The 24,972-nt window shown below is 59.4% G+C and carries 24 protein-coding genes; 19 read left to right on the top strand and 5 right to left on the bottom strand.

Translation table 11 applies throughout. The features are described from left to right. Window positions 1-53: 53 nt before the first annotated feature. Together paaA and pcaF are read right to left on the bottom strand one after the other, a co-directional pair. On the bottom strand, window positions 54-1,031 hold the full coding sequence (gene paaA, locus INHI_RS0114150; RefSeq protein ID WP_027248067.1) for a 1,2-phenylacetyl-CoA epoxidase subunit PaaA: 978 nt from the start codon (window positions 1,029-1,031) through the stop codon (window positions 54-56). A gap of 23 nt (window positions 1,032-1,054) precedes the next feature. After that, window positions 1,055-2,257, bottom strand: a complete 1,203-nt coding sequence (pcaF, locus tag INHI_RS0114145) for a 3-oxoadipyl-CoA thiolase (RefSeq protein ID WP_027248066.1) — start codon at window positions 2,255-2,257, stop codon at window positions 1,055-1,057. Window positions 2,258-2,589: 332 nt separating this feature from the next. Between pcaF and INHI_RS0114140 the strand changes: the two genes are divergently transcribed. The 7 genes from INHI_RS0114140 to INHI_RS0114100 all read left to right on the top strand — a co-directional run bounded on the left by INHI_RS0114140 (window position 2,590) and on the right by INHI_RS0114100 (window position 12,239). Next, window positions 2,590-4,224: a sulfatase-like hydrolase/transferase gene (locus tag INHI_RS0114140; protein ID WP_027248065.1), complete on the top strand. Its 1,635-nt coding sequence runs from the start codon at window positions 2,590-2,592 to the stop codon at window positions 4,222-4,224. A 289-nt stretch (window positions 4,225-4,513) separates the two neighbouring features. Then, complete coding sequence (locus tag INHI_RS0114125; RefSeq protein WP_027248064.1) at window positions 4,514-6,607, top strand: 3-hydroxyacyl-CoA dehydrogenase NAD-binding domain-containing protein; 2,094 nt, start codon at window positions 4,514-4,516, stop codon at window positions 6,605-6,607. Between the two features lies 1 nt (window position 6,608). Next, entirely contained in the window at window positions 6,609-7,784 is a 1,176-nt protein-coding gene (locus INHI_RS0114120) for an acetyl-CoA C-acyltransferase (protein ID WP_027248063.1), read from the top strand. A gap of 105 nt (window positions 7,785-7,889) precedes the next feature. After that, a complete protein-coding gene (locus INHI_RS0114115) occupies window positions 7,890-9,089 on the top strand; it encodes an acyl-CoA dehydrogenase family protein (protein WP_027248062.1) in 1,200 nt (399 codons plus the stop codon). Beyond that, window positions 9,086-10,231: an acyl-CoA dehydrogenase family protein gene (locus INHI_RS0114110; RefSeq protein WP_014879091.1), complete on the top strand. Its 1,146-nt coding sequence runs from the start codon at window positions 9,086-9,088 to the stop codon at window positions 10,229-10,231. The genes INHI_RS0114115 and INHI_RS0114110 overlap by 4 nt, the downstream gene beginning before the upstream one ends. Next, window positions 10,212-10,676 (top strand): PaaI family thioesterase, encoded by a 465-nt coding sequence (locus tag INHI_RS0114105; RefSeq protein WP_014873516.1) that lies wholly within the window; start codon window positions 10,212-10,214, stop codon window positions 10,674-10,676. The genes INHI_RS0114110 and INHI_RS0114105 overlap by 20 nt, the downstream gene beginning before the upstream one ends. A gap of 63 nt (window positions 10,677-10,739) precedes the next feature. After that, window positions 10,740-12,239, top strand: a complete 1,500-nt coding sequence (locus INHI_RS0114100) for a class I adenylate-forming enzyme family protein (RefSeq protein ID WP_027248061.1) — start codon at window positions 10,740-10,742, stop codon at window positions 12,237-12,239. Window positions 12,240-12,366: 127 nt separating this feature from the next. Here the strand turns inward: INHI_RS0114100 and rpe are convergent, their stop codons facing one another. Beyond that, complete coding sequence (gene rpe / locus INHI_RS0114095) at window positions 12,367-13,056, bottom strand: ribulose-phosphate 3-epimerase (protein ID WP_027248060.1); 690 nt, start codon at window positions 13,054-13,056, stop codon at window positions 12,367-12,369. Between the two features lie 176 nt (window positions 13,057-13,232). Between rpe and phnC the strand changes: the two genes are divergently transcribed. From phnC to INHI_RS0114070, 5 genes are all read left to right on the top strand, one after another. Further along, window positions 13,233-14,051 (top strand): phosphonate ABC transporter ATP-binding protein, encoded by an 819-nt coding sequence (gene phnC / locus INHI_RS0114090; protein WP_014879094.1) that lies wholly within the window; start codon window positions 13,233-13,235, stop codon window positions 14,049-14,051. A gap of 57 nt (window positions 14,052-14,108) precedes the next feature. Beyond that, window positions 14,109-15,017, top strand: a complete 909-nt coding sequence (phnD, locus tag INHI_RS0114085) for a phosphonate ABC transporter substrate-binding protein (protein WP_014879095.1) — start codon at window positions 14,109-14,111, stop codon at window positions 15,015-15,017. Window positions 15,018-15,176: 159 nt separating this feature from the next. Beyond that, window positions 15,177-16,046, top strand: a complete 870-nt coding sequence (gene phnE / locus INHI_RS0114080; RefSeq protein WP_014879096.1) for a phosphonate ABC transporter, permease protein PhnE — start codon at window positions 15,177-15,179, stop codon at window positions 16,044-16,046. Further along, window positions 16,043-17,413, top strand: a complete 1,371-nt coding sequence (gene phnE / locus INHI_RS0114075) for a phosphonate ABC transporter, permease protein PhnE (protein ID WP_027248059.1) — start codon at window positions 16,043-16,045, stop codon at window positions 17,411-17,413. The genes phnE (INHI_RS0114080) and phnE (INHI_RS0114075) overlap by 4 nt, the downstream gene beginning before the upstream one ends. 48 nt (window positions 17,414-17,461) lie before the next feature. Continuing rightward, on the top strand, window positions 17,462-18,076 hold the full coding sequence (locus INHI_RS0114070; RefSeq protein WP_014873523.1) for an LbetaH domain-containing protein: 615 nt from the start codon (window positions 17,462-17,464) through the stop codon (window positions 18,074-18,076). 43 nt (window positions 18,077-18,119) lie between these two features. Here INHI_RS0114070 and phnF read toward each other — a convergent pair whose 3' ends face one another. Next, complete coding sequence (phnF, locus tag INHI_RS0114065) at window positions 18,120-18,854, bottom strand: phosphonate metabolism transcriptional regulator PhnF (protein ID WP_027248058.1); 735 nt, start codon at window positions 18,852-18,854, stop codon at window positions 18,120-18,122. 108 nt (window positions 18,855-18,962) lie between these two features. On the opposite strand from phnF, the gene phnG reads away from it, so the two are divergent. From phnG to phnN, 7 genes are all read left to right on the top strand, one after another. After that, window positions 18,963-19,439, top strand: coding sequence for a phosphonate C-P lyase system protein PhnG (gene phnG, locus INHI_RS0114060; protein ID WP_014879099.1), 477 nt, complete (start codon window positions 18,963-18,965; stop codon window positions 19,437-19,439). Continuing rightward, window positions 19,439-20,035 (top strand): phosphonate C-P lyase system protein PhnH, encoded by a 597-nt coding sequence (gene phnH, locus INHI_RS0114055; RefSeq protein WP_027248056.1) that lies wholly within the window; start codon window positions 19,439-19,441, stop codon window positions 20,033-20,035. The genes phnG and phnH overlap by 1 nt, the downstream gene beginning before the upstream one ends. A 3-nt stretch (window positions 20,036-20,038) precedes the next feature. Then, a complete protein-coding gene (locus INHI_RS0114050; RefSeq protein ID WP_027248055.1) occupies window positions 20,039-21,148 on the top strand; it encodes a carbon-phosphorus lyase complex subunit in 1,110 nt (369 codons plus the stop codon). Window positions 21,149-21,368: 220 nt separating this feature from the next. Further along, complete coding sequence (locus INHI_RS0114040) at window positions 21,369-22,226, top strand: alpha-D-ribose 1-methylphosphonate 5-phosphate C-P-lyase PhnJ (protein ID WP_027248053.1); 858 nt, start codon at window positions 21,369-21,371, stop codon at window positions 22,224-22,226. Next, complete coding sequence (phnK, locus tag INHI_RS0114035; protein ID WP_027248052.1) at window positions 22,226-22,996, top strand: phosphonate C-P lyase system protein PhnK; 771 nt, start codon at window positions 22,226-22,228, stop codon at window positions 22,994-22,996. The genes INHI_RS0114040 and phnK overlap by 1 nt, the downstream gene beginning before the upstream one ends. A 9-nt stretch (window positions 22,997-23,005) precedes the next feature. Further along, window positions 23,006-23,689: a phosphonate C-P lyase system protein PhnL gene (phnL, locus tag INHI_RS0114030; RefSeq protein WP_014873530.1), complete on the top strand. Its 684-nt coding sequence runs from the start codon at window positions 23,006-23,008 to the stop codon at window positions 23,687-23,689. Further along, a complete protein-coding gene (gene phnN / locus INHI_RS0114025) occupies window positions 23,686-24,258 on the top strand; it encodes a phosphonate metabolism protein/1,5-bisphosphokinase (PRPP-forming) PhnN (protein WP_014873531.1) in 573 nt (190 codons plus the stop codon). The genes phnL and phnN overlap by 4 nt, the downstream gene beginning before the upstream one ends. Here phnN and INHI_RS0114020 read toward each other — a convergent pair. After that, window positions 24,240-24,923, bottom strand: coding sequence for a DUF1045 domain-containing protein (locus tag INHI_RS0114020; protein WP_027248051.1), 684 nt, complete (start codon window positions 24,921-24,923; stop codon window positions 24,240-24,242). The two genes, phnN and INHI_RS0114020, sit on opposite strands and share 19 nt — an antisense overlap. Window positions 24,924-24,972 lie beyond the last annotated feature (49 nt).

Genomic DNA, 24,972 nt, shown 5'->3' with positions numbered 1-24,972 from the left:
AGGGGGCGCCGCCGCAGTGTCTGAAAACGGGCAGAGCGCCGGAATGCTTGGGGTTACTCGGCAGCGTGCTTTTGCGCGGCCTTCTTTTTGGCATGCGCCAACAGCCCGTCGCGGACCCATTCGCCGTCGTCCCAGGCCTTGTTGCGTGCCGCGAGGCGGTCCACGTTGCAGGGGCCGTTGCCCTTGATCACGTCAAAGAATTCGTTCCAGTCCGGGTCGGTGTAGTCATAATGGCCGCGCTCCTCGTTCCATTTCAGGTCCGGGTCGGGAACGGTGAGGCCCAGGTATTCGGCCTGCGGCACGGTCTGGTCGACAAACTTCTGGCGCAGCTCGTCGTTGGTGTTCATCTTGATCTTCCAGGCCATCGACTGGGCGGAATGGACCGAGTCCTTGTCGGACGGGCCGAACATCATCAGCGACGGATACCACAGGCGGTTCAGCGCATCCTGGGCCATCTTCTTCTGCTCGGGCGTGCCCTCGGCCATCTTGCGGATGGCGTCATAGCCCTGTCGCTGGTGAAAGCTTTCTTCCTTGCACACCCGGATCATCGCTCGCGAATAGGGGCCGAAGGAGGTCCGCTGCAGCGGTACCTGGTTCATGATCGCCGCACCGTCAACCAGCCAGCCGACCGCGCCGATGTCGGCCCAGTTCAGCGTCGGATAGTTGAAGATCGACGAATACTTCATGCGCCCGTCCAGAAGCATTTCAGTCATCTCGTCGCGGGACACGCCCAGCGTTTCCGCCGCGCAGTAAAGGTACAGACCGTGGCCTGCCTCATCCTGAACCTTGGCAAGCAGGATCGCCTTGCGCTCCAGCGTCGGTGCGCGGGTGATCCAGTTGCCCTCTGGCAGCTGGCCGACGATTTCGGAATGGGCGTGTTGGCCGATCTGGCGGATCAGCGTCTTGCGGTAGCCTTCGGGCATCCAGTCTTTGGGCTCGATCTTCTCGCCCGCGTCGATGCGCGCCTGAAAGGCCGCCAGCTGTTCCGGATCGTCCTGGGTCGCTTCGGATTTTACCATCTGAGCATACATGTCTGGGACCTCCCTTGGGTTTGTTACACGCGTTCGAGGATCAGGGCGGTGCCCTGTCCGACGCCGACGCACATGGTGCAGAGCGCATAACGCCCGCCGGTGCGTTGCAATTGATAGGCGGCAGTCAGCACCAGCCGGGCGCCGGACATGCCAAGCGGGTGGCCCAGTGCAATTGCACCGCCGTTGGGATTAACATGGGGCGCATCGTCGGCAATGCCAAGTTCGCGCAGGGTGGCGAGGCCCTGCGCAGCGAAGGCCTCGTTCAGTTCGATCACGTCCATCTGGTCGATGGTCAGACCGGTGCGGGCCAACACCTTGCGGGTCGCAGGCACCGGGCCAATGCCCATGATGCGCGGCTCAACCCCGGCGGCGGCCATGCCGACGATGCGGGCCATCGGTTTCAACCCGTTTTTCGCGGCCGCGGCTTCATTTGCCATCAGGATCGCCGCAGCACCGTCATTGACGCCGGAGGCATTGCCTGCGGTGACGGTCTTGTCCGGGCCATTCACACCTCTCAGGCCTGACAGCTTTTCAGCCGAGGTGCCGGGGCGCGGGTGTTCGTCGGTGTCCACCACCAGGGCTTCACCCTTGCGCTGCGGGATGGTGACCGGGGTGATTTCGTCGTTGAAGAGGCCCGCCTCATGCGCTGCGGCCCAGCGGGCCTGGCTGCGGGCAGCAAAGGCGTCCTGATCCGCGCGGGAGATGCCGTAATCCGCCGCGACGTTGTCGGCAGTCTGCGGCATGGAATCGGTGCCGTACATCTCGTGCATTTTCTTGTTCACGAAACGCCAGCCGATGGTGGTGTCATAGACCGCATTGGCGCGGGTGAAGGCGGAGGTTGCCTTGGGCATCACAAAGGGTGCGCGCGACATGCTCTCAACACCGCCGGCGATGGCCATGTCATAATCACCCGCCTTGATACCGCGCGATGCCATGCCGACCGCGTCCATGCCGGAGGCGCAGAGGCGGTTGATGGTGGTGCCGGGCACGGTGGCAGGCAGGCCTGCCAGCAGGGCGGCCATGCGGGCGACATTGCGGTTGCTTTCGCCGGCCTGATTGGCATCGCCCAGGATCACGTCATCCAAGGCGCCCCAGTCCGCATCCGGGTTCCGCGCCGCCAGGGCAGCAATCGGCAGGGCGGCAAGGTCATCGGTCCGCACCTGGCTCAGCGCGCCGCCGTAGCGGCCGATCGGGGTGCGGGTGGCATCGCAGATGAAAGCATCCATGGGTCTACGGGTCTCCAAATCGCGGCAAGTTATAAGCCGACCATATAGTCGGTAATAAGCTTAGAAGTGATTCTCGGCAAGAGATATGTAACTATATATATCTATTTTTGCAATATCTGTAACATATCAATAATCTGCCACTGGTCGGGTGATCGCGCAAAACTGTGTGGATGTTCCCATCGAGAAGCCTGTTTCGTTGCGCGATGAGAAGTGGAATAGTTTACATGTTGACTAATTTTGCGCCTGCACTCTGATTGGCCTTGGCCTTGGCCTGCATTTTTGATCAGCGTGTCAGTCACAGGCAGAGACGGTCACAGACAGAGGAGGGCTTGATGAATATTCTCTACATCATGTTTGACCAACTGAGGTTCGATTATCTCAGCTGTGCTGGACACCCGCACTTGCAGACGCCGCATATTGACGGTTTGGCAAAGCGTGGGGTGCGATTCACTCGTGCCTATGTGCAATCGCCGACCTGTGGGTCCTCGCGTATGTCCAGCTATACAGGACGCTACCCATCAAGCCACGGCGTGCAATTCAACGGCTACCCTCTGCGCGTCGGCGAGTGGACGATGGGCGACCATCTGCGCAAAGCCGGGATGAGCTGCCATCTGATTGGTAAGACCCATATGGTTGCTGATGCCGAAGGGCTGCAGCGCCTTGGTCTTGCTCCGGACAGCCTTATCGGCGTGCGCCAGACGGAATGTGGTTTCGATCCCTTTGTTCGTGACGATGGGCTTTGGGCCGAAGGGCCGGATGGTTTTTATGACGATAAGCGTAGCCCATATAATGAGTATCTCAAATCGAAGGGCTATCCGGGCGAAAATCCGTGGAGTGATTTCGCCAATGCCGGGACGGAGGGGCAGGATGTCGCGTCCGGCTGGTTTATGGTCAATGCGGACAAGCCAGCCAATATTGCAGAGGAAGACAGCGAGACACCCTGGCTTACCCGTGAGGCAATGCGGTTTATTGAGATAGCAGAACAAAACGGTGATCAGCCTTGGTGCGCGCATCTGAGCTATATCAAACCGCACTGGCCCTACATCGTGCCGGCCCCCTATCATGATATGTATGATGCTGAGCATGTGCTTCCGGCTGTGCGTAGTGCGGCCGAGCGGCAGGATGCTCATCCCGTGTTCGAGGGGATGATGAACAACCAGATTGGCCAGGCCTTTTCCCGCGATGAGGTGCGCCAGAAGGTGATCCCGGCCTATATGGGATTGATTAAGCAGGCCGACGATCAGATGGGTCATCTGTTTGCTTGGTTGGAGGCGACGGGACGCATGCAGGATACGATAATCGTGCTGACGTCAGACCATGGGGATTATCTTGGCGATCACTGGATGGGCGAGAAGAACCTGTTCCACGAGCCGTCGATCAAGGTGCCATTGATTATCTATGACCCGCGAGGTGAGGCAGATGCCACGCGCGGAACCACTTGTGATAAGGTGGTTGAGGCGATTGATCTGTTGCCGACTTTTCTGGAGGCTGCTGGAGGGGAGCCTGCCCCACATATCCTTGAGGGGCGCTCTCTGATGCCATGGCTACGCGGGGAAGTGCCCGAATGGCGCGACTATGCCGTAGCAGAGTTTGACTATGCGACGCTGCCATTGTGCGAAAAGCTTGGGCTGTCTCCCAAAGATGCCCGCCTGTTTATGGTGGTCGATAAACGGTGGAAATTCATGCACGCGGAAGGCGGTCTGCGCCCAATGCTGTTTGATCTTCAGGAAGATCCTGATGAGTTGGTAGATCTTGCTAAGAGCGGCGCGCACCAGGAGGTGATCGATCTGATGTATGATCGCTTACTGGAGTGGGGGTTGCGGATGTCGCAGCGCATCACGTTATCGGACACACAGATCGCCACGCGGCGGGGAAAGTCGGCCCGGAAGGGTATCCTCTTGGGCGTCTATGAGCCATCCGAGGTGGATGATACCTTGACTGAGGCCTACCGTCGACCGATCCCGTAACCCACGAGCTGATCGCAGTTCTCGCGTTCGAAGAGACGTACCGTCATATGCAGCAGATGCTGGGCGACGCTTGGCAAGCTGCGTTGACGCGCGGCATGATGGATCTTGTCAGCTTGTGGATCCGGATCTAGGGTCAAATGCAAATCTGCGGAATAATATTCCGCATTGCGAAATTGATAGGGCTGATGCCTGTGTTTCGATCAAGGATAGTCACGTGGCAGATCGGCTTCCGTGCCCTGAGCCTCGTCGCAATCCTGATCGATATCGCCCGCAAGAAGAGGAAAGATCCATGACCGAAGCCATTGTTTATGAACGGATTGGCGATATCGCAGTTCTCGCTGCACAGAACCCGCCGGTGAATGCACTTGGAATAAATGTGCGCCGTGGCTTGCTGGCTGGTATTGAGCGCGCCGAGAAGGAAGGCGCGCGTGCCGTACTGATCTATGGCGAGGGGCGGACGTATTTTGCAGGCGCTGATATACGTGAGTTTGGCAAACCCATGGAAGAACCGGGCCTGCCGGATCTCTGCAACCATATCGAGGCCGCAAAGCTGATCGTTGTATCGGCCCTGCACGGCACAGCGCTGGGCGGTGGGTTGGAGGTCGCACTCTCCTCGCACTACAGGATTGCCGTACCAGGCGCTAAGATGGGGTTGCCGGAGGTCCATCTGGGGATCATCCCAGGCGCCGGTGGGACCCAGCGACTACCCCGCGTCGCAGGTACAGAGGCTGCGTTGGAGATGATCACAACTGGCCGTCACGTGGCCGCTGCCGAGGTTTTCGACAAGGGCGTCATCGATCGCATTGCTGAGGGCAACCCGCGCGAGGTCGGACTGGCCTATACCCGTGAACTCCTCGAACAGAATGCACCGCGTCGTCCGGTCTGTGACATGCCTGCACCGGAGCCCATCGATTTTGATGCTACATACGAACGTGTTCTGGCCCGTGGGCGCGGCCAGCTCTCCCCGGCGATTGCGGTGCGGGCAGTGCAGGCCGCCTGCGAAGCACCAAGTTTTCTTGATGGTGTGCGGCAAGAACGCGAATTGTTTATGAAGCTGATGGAAAGCGATCAGCGGCAGGGATTGATCCACGCCTTCTTCTCGGAACGGGCGGTCAGTAAACTGCCTGAGCTTGTTGATGTCTCCCCCCGCGATGTCGCTGCGATGGGCGTCATCGGCGGCGGCACCATGGGTGCTGGTATTGCAACAGCCGCGCTGCTGGCAGGACTGTCAGTGGTGCTGATTGAACGGGACGAGGCGGCCTCAGTTGCGGCCCGGGAGCGCATTGAAGGAAATCTCAGGGGGGCGCTGAAGCGGGGCAAGATCAGCCAGTCGCAATTCGATGCTATCCTTAATGAGACGCTCAAACTGGCGACGGATTATGCGGCTTTGTCGCAGGTCGATCTGGTGGTTGAAGCGGTTTTTGAGGACATGGATGTAAAACGCGACGTATTTGCAGCGCTGGATGAGCATTGCAAACCGGGCGCCATTCTCGCCAGCAATACGTCATATCTGGATATCAACGACATTGCTGCCGCCACCAGTCGGCCATCTGACGTGATCGGACTGCATTTTTTCTCTCCCGCGCATGTGATGAAACTGCTGGAAGTGGTGGTCGCTGATCAGACAGCCCCTGATGTTGTGGCCACCGGATTCGCCTTGGGCAAAAGGCTGAAGAAGACCTCCGTACGTTCCGGCGTCTGCGATGGCTTTATAGGCAATCGGATCATGAACAGCTATCGCAAGGCGGCTGACTATATGGTTCTGGACGGTGCATCCCCGTATCAGATCGACAAGGTGATGACGGGGTTTGGTTTCGCCATGGGACCGTTTGCGGTCGCTGACCTGGCGGGGCTGGACATTGGCTGGGCCGCGCGCAAGCGTCGTGCGCCGACACTCGATCCACGCGAACGGGTGGTGCATTTCTCTGATATGCTTTGTGAAGGCGGCGATTTCGGGCAGAAAACCGGTCGGGGCTTCTACGTTTATGAAGAGGGCAAGCGTGGCGGGACGCCGAATCCACAGGTAGCCGAGTACATTGAGCGCGATCAGCGTGATCAGGGCGTGACACCGCAGATTTTTGCCAATGACGAGGTTCTGCGCCGCTACATGTGCGCGATGGTCAACGAAGCGGCAAAGGTCGTCGGCGAGGGTATCGCCCGCCGCCCCCTGGATGTCGATATGGTGCTGCTGTTTGGCTACGGTTTTCCCCGGTTCTGGGGTGGCCCGCTGAAATGGGCGGATCTGCAGGGGCCGGACAGCATTCTCAAGGATATTCGTCGCTACGCCAAGGAAGATGCCTTCTTCTGGCAACCGGCTCCGCTGTTGGAGCAGATGGTCGCCGAAGGGCGCAGCTTTGATGACCTCAACAAGGAGGCCCGCTGATATGAAACAGGCTGTTATCGTTTCTGCTGCCCGCACCGGGCTGGCAAAATCCTTCCGTGGGTCTTTCAATCAGACGCATGGTGCCACCTTGGGGGGGCATGCTGTCGCTGCCGCTGTTGAGCGGGCCAGTCTGGAAGGGGGCGTAATTGAGGATTGCATTATTGGCTGTGGCTTTCCCGAAGGGGCGACAGGGCACAATATCGGGCGCCAGATCGCTTTACGTTCTGGCATGCCGCAGACTGCCGCTGGTATGACGGTGAACCGGTTTTGCGCGTCGGGCCTTCAGACCATCGCGCTGGCGGCGCAGCAGATCACCGCCGAAGGGGCCGGACCGATGGTTGCGGGTGGGGTGGAGAGTATCTCCATGGTGCAACCCAATGTGACACAGGTGCAGGATCCCTGGCTGCAGGAGCGTAACCCGGACGTATACATGGCGATGATTGACACGGCAGATGTCGTGGCTGAGCGTTATGGCATCAGCCGGGAGGCGCAGGATGCCTATGGCCTGCGCAGTCAACAGAAAATCGCAGCAGCGCAGAATGCGGGTATCTTCGACGATGAAATCGTGCCCATGCAAACGGTTATGGCCGTAAAGGACAGGGACACAGGAGAGATCAGCCATCGCGAGGTCACAGTAAATCGGGATGAATGCAACCGTCCCCAGACGACGTTGGACGGGCTGGCGGGATTGGAGCCGGTGCGTGACGCGGGCAAGTACATCACCGCAGGGAATGCGAGCCAGCTCTCGGATGGTGCAGCTGCGGTCGTGATGATGGAGGCCGACGAAGCCAGCCGCCGCGGCCTTGATCCTATGGGTGCGTTTCGAGGGTTTTGTGTGGCAGGCTGCGCGCCCGATGAAATGGGCATCGGCCCCGTGCATGCCGTGCCGCGCCTGCTGGAGCGACACGGGTTGACGGCGGCGGATATTGACCTTTGGGAATTGAACGAAGCCTTCGCAAGTCAGGCGCTTTACTGCCGGGACAAACTCGGCATTCCGGATGAGATCTGCAACGTGAACGGCGGCTCAATTGCGATCGGCCACCCGTTCGGCATGACTGGTGCGCGGATGGTGGGGCACCTCCTGCGCGAAGGTCACCGACGCGGCGCCAAACTCGGGGTGGTGACCATGTGTATAGGCGGCGGCATGGGCGCGGCGGGCCTGTTTGAGATTTACTGATCGCAACTACGCGCGGTTTTCTGGCCGCGCTGTTTGCCATGATCAGGAGAGCAGGACGGGTAAATCAAGCACAACGGCCAATCAGCACGGGGAGGTGCGTGGCATATGGATTTGAACTATTCGACCGAGGACCTTGCTTTCCGCGCAGAGGTCCGCGCGTTTCTGGAGGCCAAACTGCCCCAGGATCTATCGGATGCCGTGCGTCTGGGGCGCGGGCTGGGCAAGGAAGGGCATGATCGCTGGCACAGTATTCTGAATGAGCAGGGCTGGCTGGCGCCAACCTGGCCAGAGGAATACGGAGGCTGCGGTTGGAATGCAGTCCAGCGTCATATCTTTGATGAAGAATGCTGCCGCGCTCATGCGCCACGTATCGTCCCCTTTGGGCTGACCATGTTGGCGCCTGTTTTGCAGAAATTCGGATCTGACCAACAGCGTGCTTATTTTCTGCCAAAGATCCTTTCGGGGGAACATTGGTGGTGTCAGGGGTATTCCGAACCCGGCGCCGGCTCTGATCTTGCCAGCCTGCGCACCCGGGCTGTTCGTGACGGCGATCACTATGTGGTCAACGGGCAGAAAACCTGGACCACGCTTGGCCAATACGCCAACTGGATTTTCTGCCTCGTGCGGACCGACCCGGACGCAAAACAGCAGGAGGGCATTTCCTTCCTGCTGATCGATATGGATACACCCGGTATCGAGGTGCGGCCAATCATCCTGCTTGATGGCACCCACGAGGTGAACGAAGTCTGGTTCACCGATGTGCGGGTGCCGGTTGAAAACCTGGTTGGAGAGGAGAACAAGGGCTGGACCTACGCGAAGTATCTGCTGACCCACGAACGTACGAATATCGCAGGCGTGGGGTTCAGTCAGGCGGGGTTGGAAGCGGTAAAGCGGCTCGCACGTCAACAGATCCACCGCGGCCGCCCGCTGATTGAGAACCCACATTTTGCGGCGCGACTGGCCCGCGCGGAAATCGATCTGATGGCTATGGCGACCACCAATCTGCGTATCATCTCTGCCGCCGCCCAAGGTCAGGCTCCGGGCGTCGAGAGTTCGATGCTCAAGGTAAAAGGCACCGAAATTCGTCAGGAGATCAACGATCTGGCGCGCCGTGCGGCTGGCGTTTATGCGCTCCCCTTCGCGTCCGAGGCTCTGGCGGGTGACAACAGTGCCCTTGCTCCACCGGAAGGCAGCGACGCCGCTGCGGCGCAGTATTTCAACAATCGCAAGCTGTCTATCTTTGGCGGTTCGAACGAAATCCAGAAGAACATCATCGCAAAGGTATCGCTGGGAGGCCGGACATGAATTTTCAGCTGACGGAAGAGCGGCAGATGTTGCAGGATAGCCTGCGCCGGTTTCTTGCGGATCGCTATACGGTTACTGCGCGAAACAAGGCTATTGCGGATCCCTCTGGGTATTCCTCTGCGATTTGGACGCAGTTGGCTGACCTTGGTGTACTTGGCGCCTTGCTGCCCGAAGCGGTCGGTGGATACGGCGGCGCTGGCTTCGACATCGCGACGATCTTTGAAGAGTTAGGCCGCGCGGGTGTAGTTGAACCGGTCCTTGATACAGCCGTGCTCTGCGGTTCTTTGTTGTGCGGGCCACATGATGCGCAGCCGTTGCCCCGTGATCGGCAATATCTTGAGCGGCTGATCGCAGGAGACCTGCAGTTGGCCTTTGCCCATGGAGAGCCAGCCAGCCGCTACGAGCGCACTTGGGTTGAGACCACAGCGACTGTTGGTGGACAGGATATTGTCCTGACAGGCCGCAAATCTGTGGTGGTCAATGCTGAGGCGGCGGAGCTGTTGATTGTCTCTGCGCGTGAAGGGGGCGCGTCTGGTGACCGCGACGGCCTGTCACTGTTCCTCGTCGATCCGAAGACGGCTGGGGTGCGCATGCAAGGCAGCGCGCTACTGGCTGGCGGCAGAGCCGGAGAGATCGAATTGGATGGTGTCCGCCTGTCGCCCTCAGCGCGTCTTGGTGCAGCAGGAGGGGCTGCTGTCCGGGTTGAGAGCGCATTGGCGGCAGCGGAGGTTGCACTGGCGGCCGAGGCCCTTGGTGCGATGGAAACGGCCACGCGGCTGACCATGGATTACCTTACCACGCGACAGCAATTCGGGCGACCGATCGGGACATTTCAGGCGCTGCAACATCGTGTCGCTGAGATGTTGATTGAGGTAGAGCAGGCCCGTTCTGCGGTCATCAATGCTGCGGGTCATCTCGAGGGTGCGCCGCAGGTCCGCGACCGCCACATCGCGGCTGCACGCAATCTCATCGGTCGGACCGGGCGTCATATCGCCGAGGAGGCAATCCAGTTGCACGGCGGTATTGCCATGACCGCAGAATATGAGTTGGCCCATATCGCCAAGCGCATTGTGATGAGCGAACATCGGTTCGGCGACGCGGACACTCAGCTGGAGCGGTTCATTGACCTGTCGGCAGCCTGATCCGATATCGCCAACCGACCCGGCTGAGGGCGGACAGGCGCCGGTTCCGGTCAAACGAATCATTGAGGATCCGGGCTGCCAGCAACTGGTCGGCTATCGCACTGAGATTGACACGCGCACTGGAGCCTGCCGCGTCTCACTGGAGCTCGCGCCGCAACATCTCAACCGCAACGGGCTGCTGCATGGTGGCATCGTTGCGACATTGATGGATGTGGTTTGCGGTAATACGGCCTCACAACATTTCGATACGGCAGCGCATCCACCGGTGGTCACCGTATCGTTAACCCTCTCCTATGTGGCGGCTGCGCGCGCTGGACGGGTTGAGGCCAAGGCGAAGGCCACCGGTGGTGGCGCATCGCTGGCCTATGTCGCAGGCGAGCTGATGGATGGCAGCGGTCAAATTCTGGCTACCGCAAATGGCGTTTTCAAAAGGATACGCGGCTGACACGACTCCACTGTTTCTTCGCCGGGTGATCTTTCACGATCGGTACAATCACAGGGGTGACCCATGACGCTATGGCATGAATATATCGAACAGCATGCGCGCCAACGGCCCAAGGCCCCGGCGTTTGGTGACAGTGGTGGTGCGCGCTGGACCTATGGTGATCTCGCGCGGGCCTGCAACGCATTGATGACACATCTGGCGGACTTGGGTGTCGGGCCCGGTGATCGGGTCATGTTGCTTTGCGAGAATTGCTGTGCGGCGGTCGCTGCGTTGTTTGCCACATCGCAGCTGGGGGCCGTGGCGGTGCCGGTCAATGCCCGGATGCGGGCCCCTGAGGTGGACCGAATCCTCGCTCACGCCCAGCCCGCAGCTGTCCTATTGACTGCTGCGGCTTCGCCTGACGCGGCGGCCCATGCCAGCCGTCTTGGCGCGCAGAGGGTCGAGGGCGACTTCGGGTGCCTGCATGTTGTTTCTCAGGATGCCGGTGGCAAATCCTGCGCCCAGATACCAGAGGGGCTGGCGGTGCTCCTCTATACCACAGGCACCACTGGCGATCCGAAAGGGGTGATGCTGAGTCACGACAATCTGAGTTTCGGGGGCGGCGCCTCGGCACGGCTGCGCGATATGACGACCAAGGATGTGGTTTACGGTGTGCTGCCTCTTAGCCATGTGTTTGGCCTTGCGTCCGTTTTGACCGCTTCCGTGATGATCGGGGCGGAGGTTCGGCTTGAGACACGCTTTACGGCGGAGCGGTTTTATCAGGAGCTACGATCCGGGGTCACGCTGGTCTCTGCAGTGCCACAGATGCATGCGCTGGTGATGCAATATGCCAAGGAACAGGGACTGGACCATCTCGGTAGCCCGGATTTGCGCTACGTGTCGTCCGGTGCTGCGCCGTTGGATCCGGATTGGAAACGTCGGGCCGAGGCGTTTTATGGCGTTGCCTTGCAAAACGGGTATGGCATGACCGAGGCCACCGCAGGCATCTGCGCCACGCGCAACCGTTTGGGTGACTCTGATACATCGGTTGGTCCGCCGCTACCCGGTGTTGATGTGCGTCTGGACCAGAGCGTTCCGGGCGGTGGCGATGGGGTGGGAGAGATCTGCCTGCGCGGGGGTAACGTCATGCTGGGATATTTCGGCAACCTGGAGGCAACGCAGGCTGTCCTCGATCCTGCGGGCTGGTTGCGCAGCGGCGACATGGGGCGTTTGGACGAAAGTGGCAACCTACACATTGATGGGCGCGCCAAGGAACTGATCATCCACGGAGGCTTCAATGTCTTTCCGCCAGAAGTCGAAGCTGCGCTGAACGCCCATCCGCAGGTGATTCAATCCGCTGTTGTTGGTCGCCCGCAGGGTGGCGACGAGCAGGTGGTTGCCTTCGTACAGGTAGCGGTTGGGGATGAGCCAAAGGTCGATGAACTGTGGGCCTTCGTTGCGGAGCAGCTTGCAGGCTACAAACGACCTGGTCTCATCATCCTGACGGACCAGCTGCCAGCTGCGCCGACAGGTAAGATCCTGAAGCATATGTTGCTGACGCATTTTGCGGATCAGCTGACCTGATGCGCCCGCGCCGCGCATCGCGCGGCGCTTACCCCAACAGTAGGGATGCCTTTTTTAAAGGTCTCACAGCGGGTGGGAGGGTGCGGATCAGAGCTACCTAGGCCCGCAGTGCTTGTCAGCGATAGTTTCAGGCCCAGACGCCGTTGGCAGCATCTCGGATATTGCGAATGTTGGCGCCATAGACGTCGGGGTCATTGACGGAGCCCCCCTTGAATACCGCAGATCCGGCCACCAGCACATCGGCGCCGGCTTCGGCGACCAGTGGGGCTGTGCTCGGATCAACGCCGCCGTCAATCTCGATATGGACCGGACGATCACCGATCATTGAGCGCAGGCTGCGGATCTTGCTGGTCATATCAATGAATTTTTGACCGCCAAAACCGGGATTGACGGTCATCACGCAGATCAGGTCGGTCAGGTCGAGCAGATGCGCCACCGCTTCTGCTGGGGTGCCTGGGTTAAGCGCGACGCCGGCTTTCATGCCGGCAGCACGGATCGCCTGCAGGGTGCGGTGGATGTGTGGGCCTGCCTCAATATGGGCGGTCAGAACATCGGCGCCTGCATCGGCATAGGCGTCGATATATGGATCGACTGGTGCGATCATCAGGTGGACGTCCATCACGGTTTTTACATGGGGGCGAAATGCCTTCACCGCCATCGGACCGAAGGTGAGGTTGGGCACAAAATGCCCGTCCATCACGTCGATATGGACCCAATCGGCTCCTTGAGATTCGATGGCCTGAATCTCTTGGCCAAAGTTGGCAAAATCGGCGGACAGGATAGACGGTGCAATCTTGATGGAGCGGTCGAAAGACATGGCAGCGGTTCCTTGGGTTCATGGATAGCGTTTTGCCGCCATATAGCGGCTTGGAGGCTGCGCGCCTAGGGGGCACCGGTGACCACGAAGGGTAGCGTTACAAAAGCTTCACCGCGATGACACACAAGTTTTGCTCTCTCCCCTTAGGCAGTCCCAGACAGAGACGGGAGCCTCAGGTGCTGCGAATTGACAAACTGACCAAGAGATTCGGTGATAAAATCGCGGTGGATACCGCCACGCTGGATATCGATAAGCCTTGCATGATCGGCATCATCGGCCGGTCGGGGGCGGGTAAATCCACGCTGTTGCGCATGATTAACCGGCTTGGTGACGCCAGCGATGGGCGGATCCTTTTCGAAGGGCGAGACGTGACCCAGCTGCGCGGTAAGGAGAAGCGCGCCTGGCAATCGGATTGCGCGATGATCTTCCAGCAGTTCAATCTGGTGCCGCGCATGGATGTCGTATCCAATGTGCTGCACGGTACACTCAACCGACGCTCAACTTTGGCGACGCTGTTCAATCTCTACCCGATGGATGACATTCACCGCGCGATCGACATTCTTGATCGGCTGGGCATCGCGGAACATGCCGCGAAACGGGCAGAGGCACTCTCCGGTGGTCAGCAGCAACGCGTCGCTATTGCCCGCGCCCTGATGCAGGATCCGGCGATCATTCTCGCCGATGAACCGATTGCCTCACTGGATCCGATGAACGCACAGACCGTGATGGAGGCCCTGCGCCGTATCCATGAAGAGGATGGCCGTACCGTTATCGCCAATCTGCACACGTTGGACACGGCGCGCCGCTACTGTGATCGCGTTGTTGGCATGCGCGACGGGCGTATCGTCTTTGATGGTCTGCCAGAGCAGCTGACCACAGGCGTTGCGCGCGAAATCTATGGCGCCGGCGATGATTTCTCCGAAGCCGCCACCTCCACCGAGATTGAGACCCTGAACCGTACCAAACCGCGCCGTCAGCCAGCTGTGGCTGTTTGATCGCTTTTCCAAACCCGGCCGTTTGTGTGCCGGGCTGACCAACCAGAGAGATTGACTATGAAAAACCTGTTTATTGCCATTCTGGCGACCACAGCCCTGACCGCACCGGTTCTGGCTGACACCGCGGAGATTCAGGAATTCCGCATCGGTATTCTTGGTGGCGAGAACGCTCAGGATCGTTTGAACAACAACGAGTGTCTGCGCCAGAAAACCGAAGATCTGCTCGGTGTCGAAACCAAGCTCTTTGCCCCGGCAGATTACAACGGTGTCATTCAGGGCCTGTTGGGCGGCACCATCGATATGGCATGGCTGGGCGCATCGGGTTACGCGAAGACCTACCTGAGCGATCCGGCTGCCGTTGAGCCTATCCTTGTGAAAGTAAACAACGACGGTGGCTATGGCTACTACTCCGTTGGTTTTGCCCGCAAGGACAGCGGCATCACGTCGCTGGACGATATGCAGGGCAAGGCCTTTGGCTTTGGTGATCCGAACTCCACCTCCGGGTTCCTGATCCCCTCGATCGAGATCCCCGAAGCAACCGGCGCCACTATGACGTCAGGCGACTATTTTGGTGAAGTGAAATTCACCGGTGGCCATGAACAGACCATCGTTGCGGTTGCCAATGGCGATGTCGATGCCGGGGTCAGCTGGGCCGATGGCCTGGGCGAATGGGAAGATGGCTTTAACTCAGGCGCGCTGCGTCGGGCTGTCGATGCAGGCCTTGTCGATATGAATGACCTTGTCCAGATCTGGCAGTCCAAGCCTATCCCCGAAGGCCCTGTTGTCCTGCGTACAGAGTTGCCTGAGGACGTGAAACTGAAGATGACCGGCCTGATGGCGTCCCTGAAATCAATGGATGCGGAGTGTTTCTACGGGGTGGCAGCAGGTGAGGCTAAAGGTTTCATGCCGATCACCCATGACGCCTATGAGGTGATCATCGAAGCGCGGAAATTGAAGTCCAACTAATTTCAGCACCAAAGCGTGCGGGGGCGGAGCATCAGCATTGCCCCCGCCATTTTGACGGCCAATTGCCAACAGCCTGAACAGGTCAGCAGAGATGCTCGTTCGAGAGCATCACCGTCCCGTAGGATGCTGACGCAATTGCTGCCACACAGGATCCCAGTCATGACACATGCAACAGTCTCGGCCCGGCCAGTGGCTGATATCCAGGCCGAGTATCAGGCACTAATCCAGCGAAAACGCTTGTATGGAGGGGTCATTCTGGCGGTATTTGTCGCCATGATGGCAGCCGGTTTTCGGATCGCAGATGATCGCAATGCCGGCTCATTCTGGAATGGCATTACCCATGTTTTCGATTATCCTTCCGAGGTGCTGTCAGAAGCGGTCGAGAAGGTTTCCCTGCTGCCTGCGCATGTGGTGCAGTTCTTCCCCGCGTTGATTGAGACGCTGAATATTGCCGCTGCGGCCACGCTGATTGGCGCCATTTTCGGCACTCTTCTGTCGCTGTTGGCGACGCGGGGTCTGGCCCGCTGGCCGTCCTTGATCCCGGTCTTTCGCCGGTTGCTGGATATCTTCCGCGCGATCCCGGAAATCGTGATCGCACTGGTTCTGATCTTTCTTCTGGGTGGCGGCCCTGTGCCTGCGATGATTGCGATTGCAATCCATACGGCGGGGGCGCTGGGCAAACTGTTCTCGGAAGTGAATGAAAATGCATCCCTGAAACCAGTCGAAGGGCTGGCCTCCGTCGGCGCTGGCTGGGCGCAGCGCATGGTGTTGGGTGTCTTTCCTCAGGTTGGTCCAAACTATGTCAGCTACGCGCTCTTGCGGTTTGAAATCAATATTCGGGCCTCGGCTATCCTTGGTTTCGTCGGGGCGGGCGGCATCGGATATGAGTTGCGCAACGCCATGTCCTGGGGGCAGGGGCGCTATGACGAAGCTGCTGCAATCTTTCTTCTGCTGTTTTTCACCATCGTCCTGGTGGATCAACTGTCGGGCCTGCTGCGTGACCGGTTGACCCACGGAGCCAAACAATGACGACTTTTGACACGACCGTCCCTCCGACACTGCGCAAATTGGATATGGAGCGCCTGTTCATGCGCAAGCGCGCCTTGAGTCTGGCGTTGCCGCTCTTGGTGCTTGCCTATCTTGCCTATGTGTTCGTCGCCTTTGATGTGGCGGGTCTGGCCGAGCGGATGAACCCGAAGAATGCACGCACGTTGGTAGCAGACAGCTACAGTTACAAAACCCACGTTACGCGTGACAACCGCAGCGGTGCCGTCAGCGTGGCCATCGAGGGAGAGCGCAAGGGCGCCTATCCGGACGGGCAGTCTCCGGAGTGGGTGACGCTCGCCGATACATCTTCGCAGGTTACGATTATTGACCTCGAAGATGGCTATGAGATCCGGTTTGGTCCTGAGAACATCGCCTTTGACATACCCGGCTATGGTACCATTCGCGCAACGCCAAGCCGCAGCGCCGGTGTACAGGCGGAATTCCCGGCGGGGGATTTGCCGGATTGGATCAATGCATCCAAGAACCGGCTGGCGGTCACGACGGAAGCCGGGCGCCTGACGGTGACCCGGAACCGGGCGGAGGTGTTTCGTTATTTTGCCGGTTGGGAGCTGTTTTTCTTCACCCTGGACAGCCCGTACCACGGCATGGGCATCGGTGAGCTGATGACGCGGGCCGCCACCGGCGAAGCGGGCGCGATTTTCCATGATTTCTGGACGAATAAGATGTGGCGTCATCAGGATGTCGCCTGGGCGATTTTTGAAACGCTGCTGATGGCATTTCTGGGAACGATGGGGGCAGGTTTGATTGCACTTCCGCTGGCCTTTGCTGCCACCCGGAATTTCATGCCGCTGCGCGCGGTTCGCTTCGCCACCCGTCGCGTGTTCGACTTCGTGCGTGGCGTGGATTCGCTGATCTGGACTGTTGTTCTGGCGCGGGCCTTCGGCCCTGGTCCGCTGACCGGTGCGCTGGCAATTCTGGTGACTGACACTGGAACCTTCGGCAAGATCTTTTCCGAAGCTTTGGAAAACGTGGATCAGAAACAGATTGAGGGCGTCGCCTCAACCGGTGCCAAGCCAGCGCAGCGCTACCGGTTTGGAGTGATCCCGCAAATCACACCGGTCTTGCTAAGTCAGCTGCTTTACTTCCTTGAATCGAACACCCGCAGCGCGACCATCATTGGTGCCATCACCGGAGGTGGCATCGGTCTGCTACTGACGCAGGCAATCATCACCCAGAAAGACTGGGAAGAAGTCGCCTACTACATCGTATTGATCATCCTCATGGTAATGCTGATGGACTGGCTCTCCGGCTGGCTTCGTCGCCGCCTGATCAAGGGTGAACCGGGTCGTAAGGCACGCCGTCAAGGGGCCGCGATGTTGCTGCCCTGACTATTTGGGGTCTTCATTGGCCCGCTCTATCCCATTGAAAGCTATCAGATGCCCCGCCTCTCTGCCGATCACCCGCATTTGCACCCCAACTGTGCCATCACCAATAGCCAGTTCGGCGCCTTCGTTGAAATCGGCGCAGACAGTCGCGTGCTGAACAGCCGGTTTGGCGACTACAGCTATTGTGATCGTAACTGCGATATCGCCAATGCGGAAATTGGGAAGTTCTCCAATATTGCCAGTGCTACCCGGATTGGAGCCACCGACCATCCCCTGCAAAGGGCTTCTCTGCACCATTTCCTCTATCGGTCGTCCAGCTATTGGGACGATGTGGAGGATGACGCGGCCTGGTTTGATCATCGGGCCAGTCGTCTGGCTCATATCGGGCACGATACCTGGATCGGCCACGGTGCGCTGATCAAGCCCGAGGTGACCGTCGGCCATGGTGCGGTGGTGGCGTCGGGCGCAGTGGTGACCAAGGATGTCGCACCCTATACGATTGTTGGGGGCAATACGGCCCAGCTGATCCGCCGCAGATACACTGAGACCGTTGCTGAACGAATGATGGCTTTGGCGTGGTGGGATTGGGAGGACACCCGACTGAAGGCTGCGGTTCCCGACTTTCGCGTGCTGAGCGCTGAGGCGTTTCTGGAGAAATATGCGTAGCGTCCGGCAGGGCTGATCCTAGGTCCGTGAGTGTTGTCGCCGATTAACTGGCGTCTGCTTTATCGCTGTTTGGGTCGCTGACTGTCAGGGTGACGCGGTCTCCCGCAAACCAGGTGCGTCCGAACTCAACCGGATCGCCGCTCGGACCGGCGTTGATACCTGTGGTTCGCAAGATTGGGCTGCCTTCAGAAATCTTCAAATGCAAGGCCTGTGTGGCAGTTGCGAGCTTGGCAGTGATACGGGTCTCGACCCTGGTGAAATCAGCAACGCCGCAGTGTTTCAGCGCTTCTGTTACCGACTGGGTCTCTTTCAGCGCGGCAAGCAGATCTGGAAAGTTGTCTGCCGGAAAAACGCTTTGAAACAGTGCGATAGGCTGGCCATCCGCCAGTGACAGCCCGTCGTAAACATGGACGGCCGCACCGGGATCAAGAGACAACGCCTCTGCCTCGCGCGGGCCGGCAGCGCGGGTTTCCAGCGTCAGGATCCTTTTGGCGGGAATACGCCCCAGACGGACAACGTTCTGGTGAAACCGCACCCGTTTGCCAATCGGATACTCCGTCGGCTGCGCCGCTACAAAGACCCCCGAACCCCGTCGGGCATGGACCAGCCCTTGATCTGCCATCTCAGATAAGGCTCGCCGCACAGTATGCCGGTTCACGCCGAACCGGCCTGAGAGCTGCACTTCGGGTGGCAGCTTGTCTCCGGTCTGATAGCGACCCTGCGCGATATCATCGGTGAGACTGATAGCGATGGATTTCCAGACCGCGGTGCGAGCCATGTCACGAAACTTTCACAAGGTTGTCGTTGCGCCGCCTAGGGCGACTCGGATAGCATTTGTCTAGTTGTATAGATTGTGTAGACAAACAGGCCAAGAGGCTTAGACAAGATGAACAGTGAAAAGAGCATGACAGCGGGCGAGAATGGCGATCACGCCAACCGCAAGGCATGGATGGGCCTGCTTGCCACTGCAGATGCAAAGGCGCTGCAAGATCTGTGGCAGAACTATGGGTGCAATCCCGATCACACATGGCTTCGCCCGCCGGAGGTTGGTGGCGTCATGGTGCAGGGACGGATGGGGGCCAGTGGGGCGCCTTTCAATCTTGGTGAAATGACGGTCACCCGCTGCGCTCTGACACTGGCGGATGGCACTGTCGGGCATGGATATGTGCAGGGGCGTAGCAAGCTTCAGGCAGAGACTGCGGCCAAAGTCGATGCGCTGATGCAGACAGACGCAGCAGAGGAGGTTCATCGCCGGGTTCTGTCGCCCCTACAGGCGGCAAAGCACACACGCAAGATGAGTCGAGCTGCAAAGGCCGCGGCAACAAAAGTTGAATTTTTCACCATGGTGCGAGGGGAAGACTGATGTCATCACAAGCCCAGGCTTCTCATTTTTCCGGAGGTTTTACCGCTCCGCCCATTCAGTCGGCGAAAGCGTTTCGCGCTGCGATGTCGGCCATGGCGCGGCCCGGTGAGATCAAAGACATCAATGGCGCCACCCCGCCAGAAGGGCTCTCGGTTGCGGCGGGATGTCTGGTGTTGACGCTTTGTGATCCCGATACGGGCGTATTTCTTGCGCCTGATGTGGATCGCCCGGCTGTGCGGGAATGGATTACCTTCCACACCGGCGCGCCTTTCGTCCTGCCAGAGCAGGCTGAATTCGCCATCGGTGGCTGGTCAGCGCTTGCGCCGCTGGATCGTTATCGCATCGGGACATCGGAATACCCGGATCGCTCGGCAACCCTGATTGTGGAGTTGCCGTCCCTTGATACAACAAACGCCGAGCTGCGTGGTCCAGGCATCAAGACCTGCAGCGAGATTTCGCTGCCGGATATCGGTCCGTTTCAGGCCAATTCTATGCTCTTCCCGCTTGGCTTTGACACCTATTTTACCGCCGGTAGCCAGATTTCTGCGCTGCCCCGATCCAGCCGGATCACGCCGCTGTCCAACAAGGAAGGCTAAGACATGTATGTTGCCGTAAAAGGGGGCGAGCGGGCGATTGATAACGCCCATGCCTGGCTCGCAGAGGAACGCCGTGGAGATACCTCCGTAGCGGAGTTGAGCCTCGCCCAGATCCGCGAACAGCTTAGTCTTGCCGTCAACCGGGTAATGGCTGAGGGTTCGCTCTATGATCCTGATCTGGCGGCGCTCGCAATCAAGCAGGCGCGCGGAGATCTGATCGAAGCGATTTTTCTGATCCGTGCTTATCGCACCACCTTGCCGCGGTTTGGCGCGACGCTGCCGGTTGAAAGCAGCCGCATGGCCTGCGATCGCCGGATCTCTGCAACATTCAAGGACGCGCCGGGTGGGCAGGTGCTGGGACCGACGTTCGATTACACTCATCGGCTTTTGGATTTCAAACTGGCTGCTGAGGCCGATGCAGAAGATCAGCCGCAGGCGCAGACAGCCGAGCCTAGGGATGAAGACACCCCGCATATTCTGTCGTTTCTCGATGGGGAAAATATCATCGAGCAGGAGGTTCAAACAGATGAAACGCCGGGTGATCTGACGCGCGAGCCGATGTCATTTCCGGCGGGCCGGGCGGTGCGTCTGCAGTCGCTGACCCGAGGAGATGAAGGCTTTATCCTTGGTATGGCCTATTCGACCCAACGTGGCTATGCGCGCAACCACGCCTTTGTGGGTGAGTTGCGCATCGGCACCGTACCGGTCGAAATGGAGATCCCTGAACTCGGCTTTGCCATTGAGATTGGCGAGGTGGAGCTGACCGAATGCGAGACCGTGAACCAGTTCAAGGGGTCGAAAACCGTGCCACCGCAGTTCACCCGTGGCTATGGACTGGTGTTTGGTCAGTCAGAACGCAAATCTATCGCCATGGCGCTGGTCGATCGCGCCCTGCGCTGGGAAGAACTCGGCGAAGACAACCTTGGCGCCCCGGCGCAGGACGAGGAATTTGTCCTAAGCCACGCCGACAATATTCAGGCCACCGGTTTCCTCGAGCACATCAAACTACCGCATTACGTGGATTTCCAATCCGAACTGGAACTGGTCCGCAAATTGCGCCGCGAGGCGGCCGAGCTGGCAGAAACACTTGCCGCGCAGGAGGCTGCGGAATGACATCAGTTGCAACCGCCATCTCCTCCCCCACAGTCATGGTCTCCCCCATCGTATTGCCCCTCGGCACCAGCATAACCGCCGTTCCTTGGTCGCGACTTAAGCGGTTGAACACGGAACAGTTTGACGACCAACAGTATTGCGACCACAACCAAAACGAGCGTCGTTACGGAAAATTCCCGCAAAACAAATGCTCCCAAATACGGGCCGTGAGGGAAAAGTCATGACCGACTACAACTTTGCATATCTCGACGAACAGACCAAGCGGATGATCCGCAGGGCGATCCTAAAGGGGCTGGCGGTACCGGGCTATCAGGTGCCTTTCGCCAGCCGCGAAATGCCGATGCCCTATGGCTGGGGCACGGGTGGTGTGCAGGTCTCTGCCGCGACGCTGACACCGGATGACACGCTGAAGGTGATCGATCAGGGCGCAGATGACACCACCAATGCGGTCTCGATCCGGAAGTTCTTCGAAAACACCGCGGGCGTGGCCACCACCGAACAAACCGCAAAGGCGAGTGTCATCCAGACCCGTCACCGCATCCCGGAGGCGGAGCTGAGTGAGGATCAAATCCTTGTCTATCAGGTGCCGATCCCGGAGCCCTTGCGCTTCCTTGAGCCGCGCGAAACCGAAACCCGCAAGATGCACAGCTTGCAGGAATACGGATTGATGCACGTGAAACTTTATGAAGATATCAGCCAGCATGGTGCCATCGCGACCTCTTACGCCTATCCGGTGAAGGTTGCAGATCGCTATGTCATGGATCCGTCTCCCATTCCAAAATTCGACAATCCCAAGATGAACATGGCGGCGATCCAGCTGTTTGGCGCGGGGCGTGAACAGCGCATCTATGCCGTCCCCCCTTATACCGAAGTGGTCTCTCTGGATTTTGAGGACTATCCGTTTGAAGCCAGCAAGGCGGATCACCCCTGCGATCTCTGCGCGGCAGAGGACAGCTATCTGGATGAGGTGATCCTCGACGACGCGGGCAACCGGATGTTTGTCTGCTCGGACACGGATTATTGCCGATCCCGGCGTGACGCTGGCCATATTGGCCGCCTGAGTGAGGAGGCCGCGTGATGACACCGCTGCTGCAAGTAAAAAACCTGGCCAAGATGTATGGCGCGCGGATTGGCTGCACTGACGTCAGCTTTGATCTTTATCCGGGCGAAGTCATGGGCATTGTTGGTGAAAGCGGGTCGGGGAAATCGACCCTGTTGAACAGTATGGCAGGGCATCTGACGCCGGATCGTGGCGAAGTGATTTTCGACACCCGCACAGACGGGCCCGTGGATACGGTCACCATGTCGGAACCTGCACGGCGCATGCTCGGGCGTACGGATTGGGCCTTTGTTCACCAGCATGCGCGTGAGGGTTTGCGGATGTCCGTTTCGGCGGGCGGCAACATCGGCGAGCGGCTGATGGCTGTGGGGGATCGTCACTACGGGAACATCCGCTCCCATGCTGCGGATTGGTTGGGGCGGGTCGAGATCGCCGAAAGCCGCGTTGATGATCGCCCCACCTCCTTCTCCGGCGGCATGCAGCAACGATTGCAGATCGCTCGAAATTTGGTGACCGGACCACGGCTGGTCTTCATGGATGAGCCCACGGGGGGCTTGGATGTTTCGGTACAGGCGCGGCTGCTGGATTTGCTGCGCAGCCTGGTGCGCGAGATGGGGCTGAGCGCCATTATTGTAACCCATGATCTCGCAGTGGTGCGGCTTCTGGCGGATCGGCTGATGGTCATGAAAGACGGCCATGTCGTCGAGACAGGTCTGACCGATCAGGTGCTGGATGATCCGCAGCACGCCTACACCCAATTGCTGGTTTCCAGCGTTCTTCAGGTCTGAGGATCCGAGATGATTGAACTTCAAAACGTGAGCAAGAGCTTCACCCTTCACAATCAAGGCGGTGCGGTCATTCCGGTCATGGAAGGCGCGAGCCTGACGGTTGCGGCAGGGGAGTGTATTGGCCTCACAGGCGCGTCCGGAGCAGGGAAATCGACCCTGATGCGGGTGATCTACGGGAACTATCTGGCGGCATCTGGCAAGGTCATGATCGGTGGGGTTGATGTCGCCAGGGCCGCGCCCCGCGAAATTCTGGCGCTGCGGCGCGAGACGCTGGGCTATGTGAGCCAGTTTCTGCGGGTGGTGCCGAGGGTGCCGACACTGGATGTTGTGGCAGAGCCGCTCTTGGCTGTGGGGGTCGATCTTGCAGTTGCACGCGACCGCGCCGCAACTCTGCTCGCTGGGCTGAACATTCCAGAACGCCTCTGGCAGCTCAGCCCGACAACGTTTTCCGGCGGGGAACAGCAGCGGGTGAATATCGCGCGCGGTTTTGCCCATACTTATCCTGCGATGTTGTTGGATGAGCCGACCGCGAGCCTTGATGCGCAAAACCGCGCCACGGTTCTAAGCCTGATCGAAGAGGCGAAAGCGCGCGGGGCAGCCATCATCGGAATTTTCCATGATGAGGCCGCGCGCGAACAGGTCTGTGATCGCTTTGTCGATGTTTCTGCCTTCACACCAAAGGCCGCAGCATGAATACGCAACCGGCCAAGGCACCGGTGATCGCCGTGGTCGGCCCGTCGGGTGTCGGCAAGGACAGCCTGATGGACGCGCTGCTAGAGCGCGTACCGGGATTGGTGAGGCAGCGCAGGATTATCACCCGCGCGCCGGAACTCGGCGGGGAGGACTACGATGCTGTGACTGAGGATCGGTTTGCAACGCTTTGTTCCGCGCCAGGCTTTGCCCTGCATTGGCAAGCGCATGGGTTACGCTATGCGATTCCGCGAGATATTGACGAGCTGCGCAATCGGGCCTCTGGTGTTCTTGTGAATCTCTCACGCAAGGTACTCCTAGAGGCTGAGGCGGCCTTCGGCACGTTGATCGTTCTGTCAGTCACCGCCGCGCCCGAAGCACTTGCCGCACGGCTCAGCGCGCGCGGGCGTGAGGACAGCGCCGAGGTCGAGCGCAGGCTCGCCCGCGCGTCAACGCCGGTGCCTGCCGGACTGTCGCAGGTGTTTGACATCGACAACAGCGGCCAACTGGAAGAGGCGATCAAGGCAGCGGAAACTGCCCTGATGCCCTGGCTTCAGCCGGAAAGGGCATGACGATGCAGCATGTGAAACCGCCCGTCGCTATCTTCGCCAACCAAAGCAAGATCGCCAATGACGAAAGGCGTTGGCAGCTGGGGAACCAATCGATCCCGCAGCACAGCCTCTATGGCAGGCAGCTCCGCTTTGGGCCGCTTGCCACTCAAGGTGATGTGGAACCGGAAACTGTCGCCCACGTAAGGGTAGCCCCATGTTACCAGCGCTTGTTCCTGCGCAGAAGACAACCCACCAGTGCGCCGTTTTTCCAGCTCATCGAGTGTGGGGCGCGCGCGAAACTCATCCAGATCGCGGACGCAATGAAAAGCAAGACGGTTCAGGCCCAGTTGATCCCCGCTCGGACACAGGGCGAGGAAACGGCCAAGCCGGGTCAGAGACAGCCCGTCCAGCGCCACCGGCTTTGCCGCTGCGGCGAACTGCGCAAACCGCTCGGCCAGAGCGTCAGATGTTGTGCCCTCCGCAAGCCGAAACGGCGGTTTTATGGTCGCGTGCAGCCCGTATTTACGCGGCACATCGGTGATGGCCGCGACGTCGAGGCCGGTGCCGGTGGGGTGATCCAACGGAGCCCCCTCATGCACGTCCCAGCCCAGCCAACTGGATGCAAACCGGCTCCACTCCGCCTTTGCAGGCGGCACATAATAGATCGCGTATCGCGTGACTGTCACAATGGCCTCCTAAGTGTGGCCCGTTCTATAGCTCAAACCGTGTGAAATT

The organism is Phaeobacter inhibens DSM 16374 (assembly GCF_000473105.1).
Taxonomy (GTDB): Bacteria; Pseudomonadota; Alphaproteobacteria; order Rhodobacterales; family Rhodobacteraceae; genus Phaeobacter; species Phaeobacter inhibens.
This window is presented reverse-complemented; position numbering and strand designations above follow the sequence as displayed.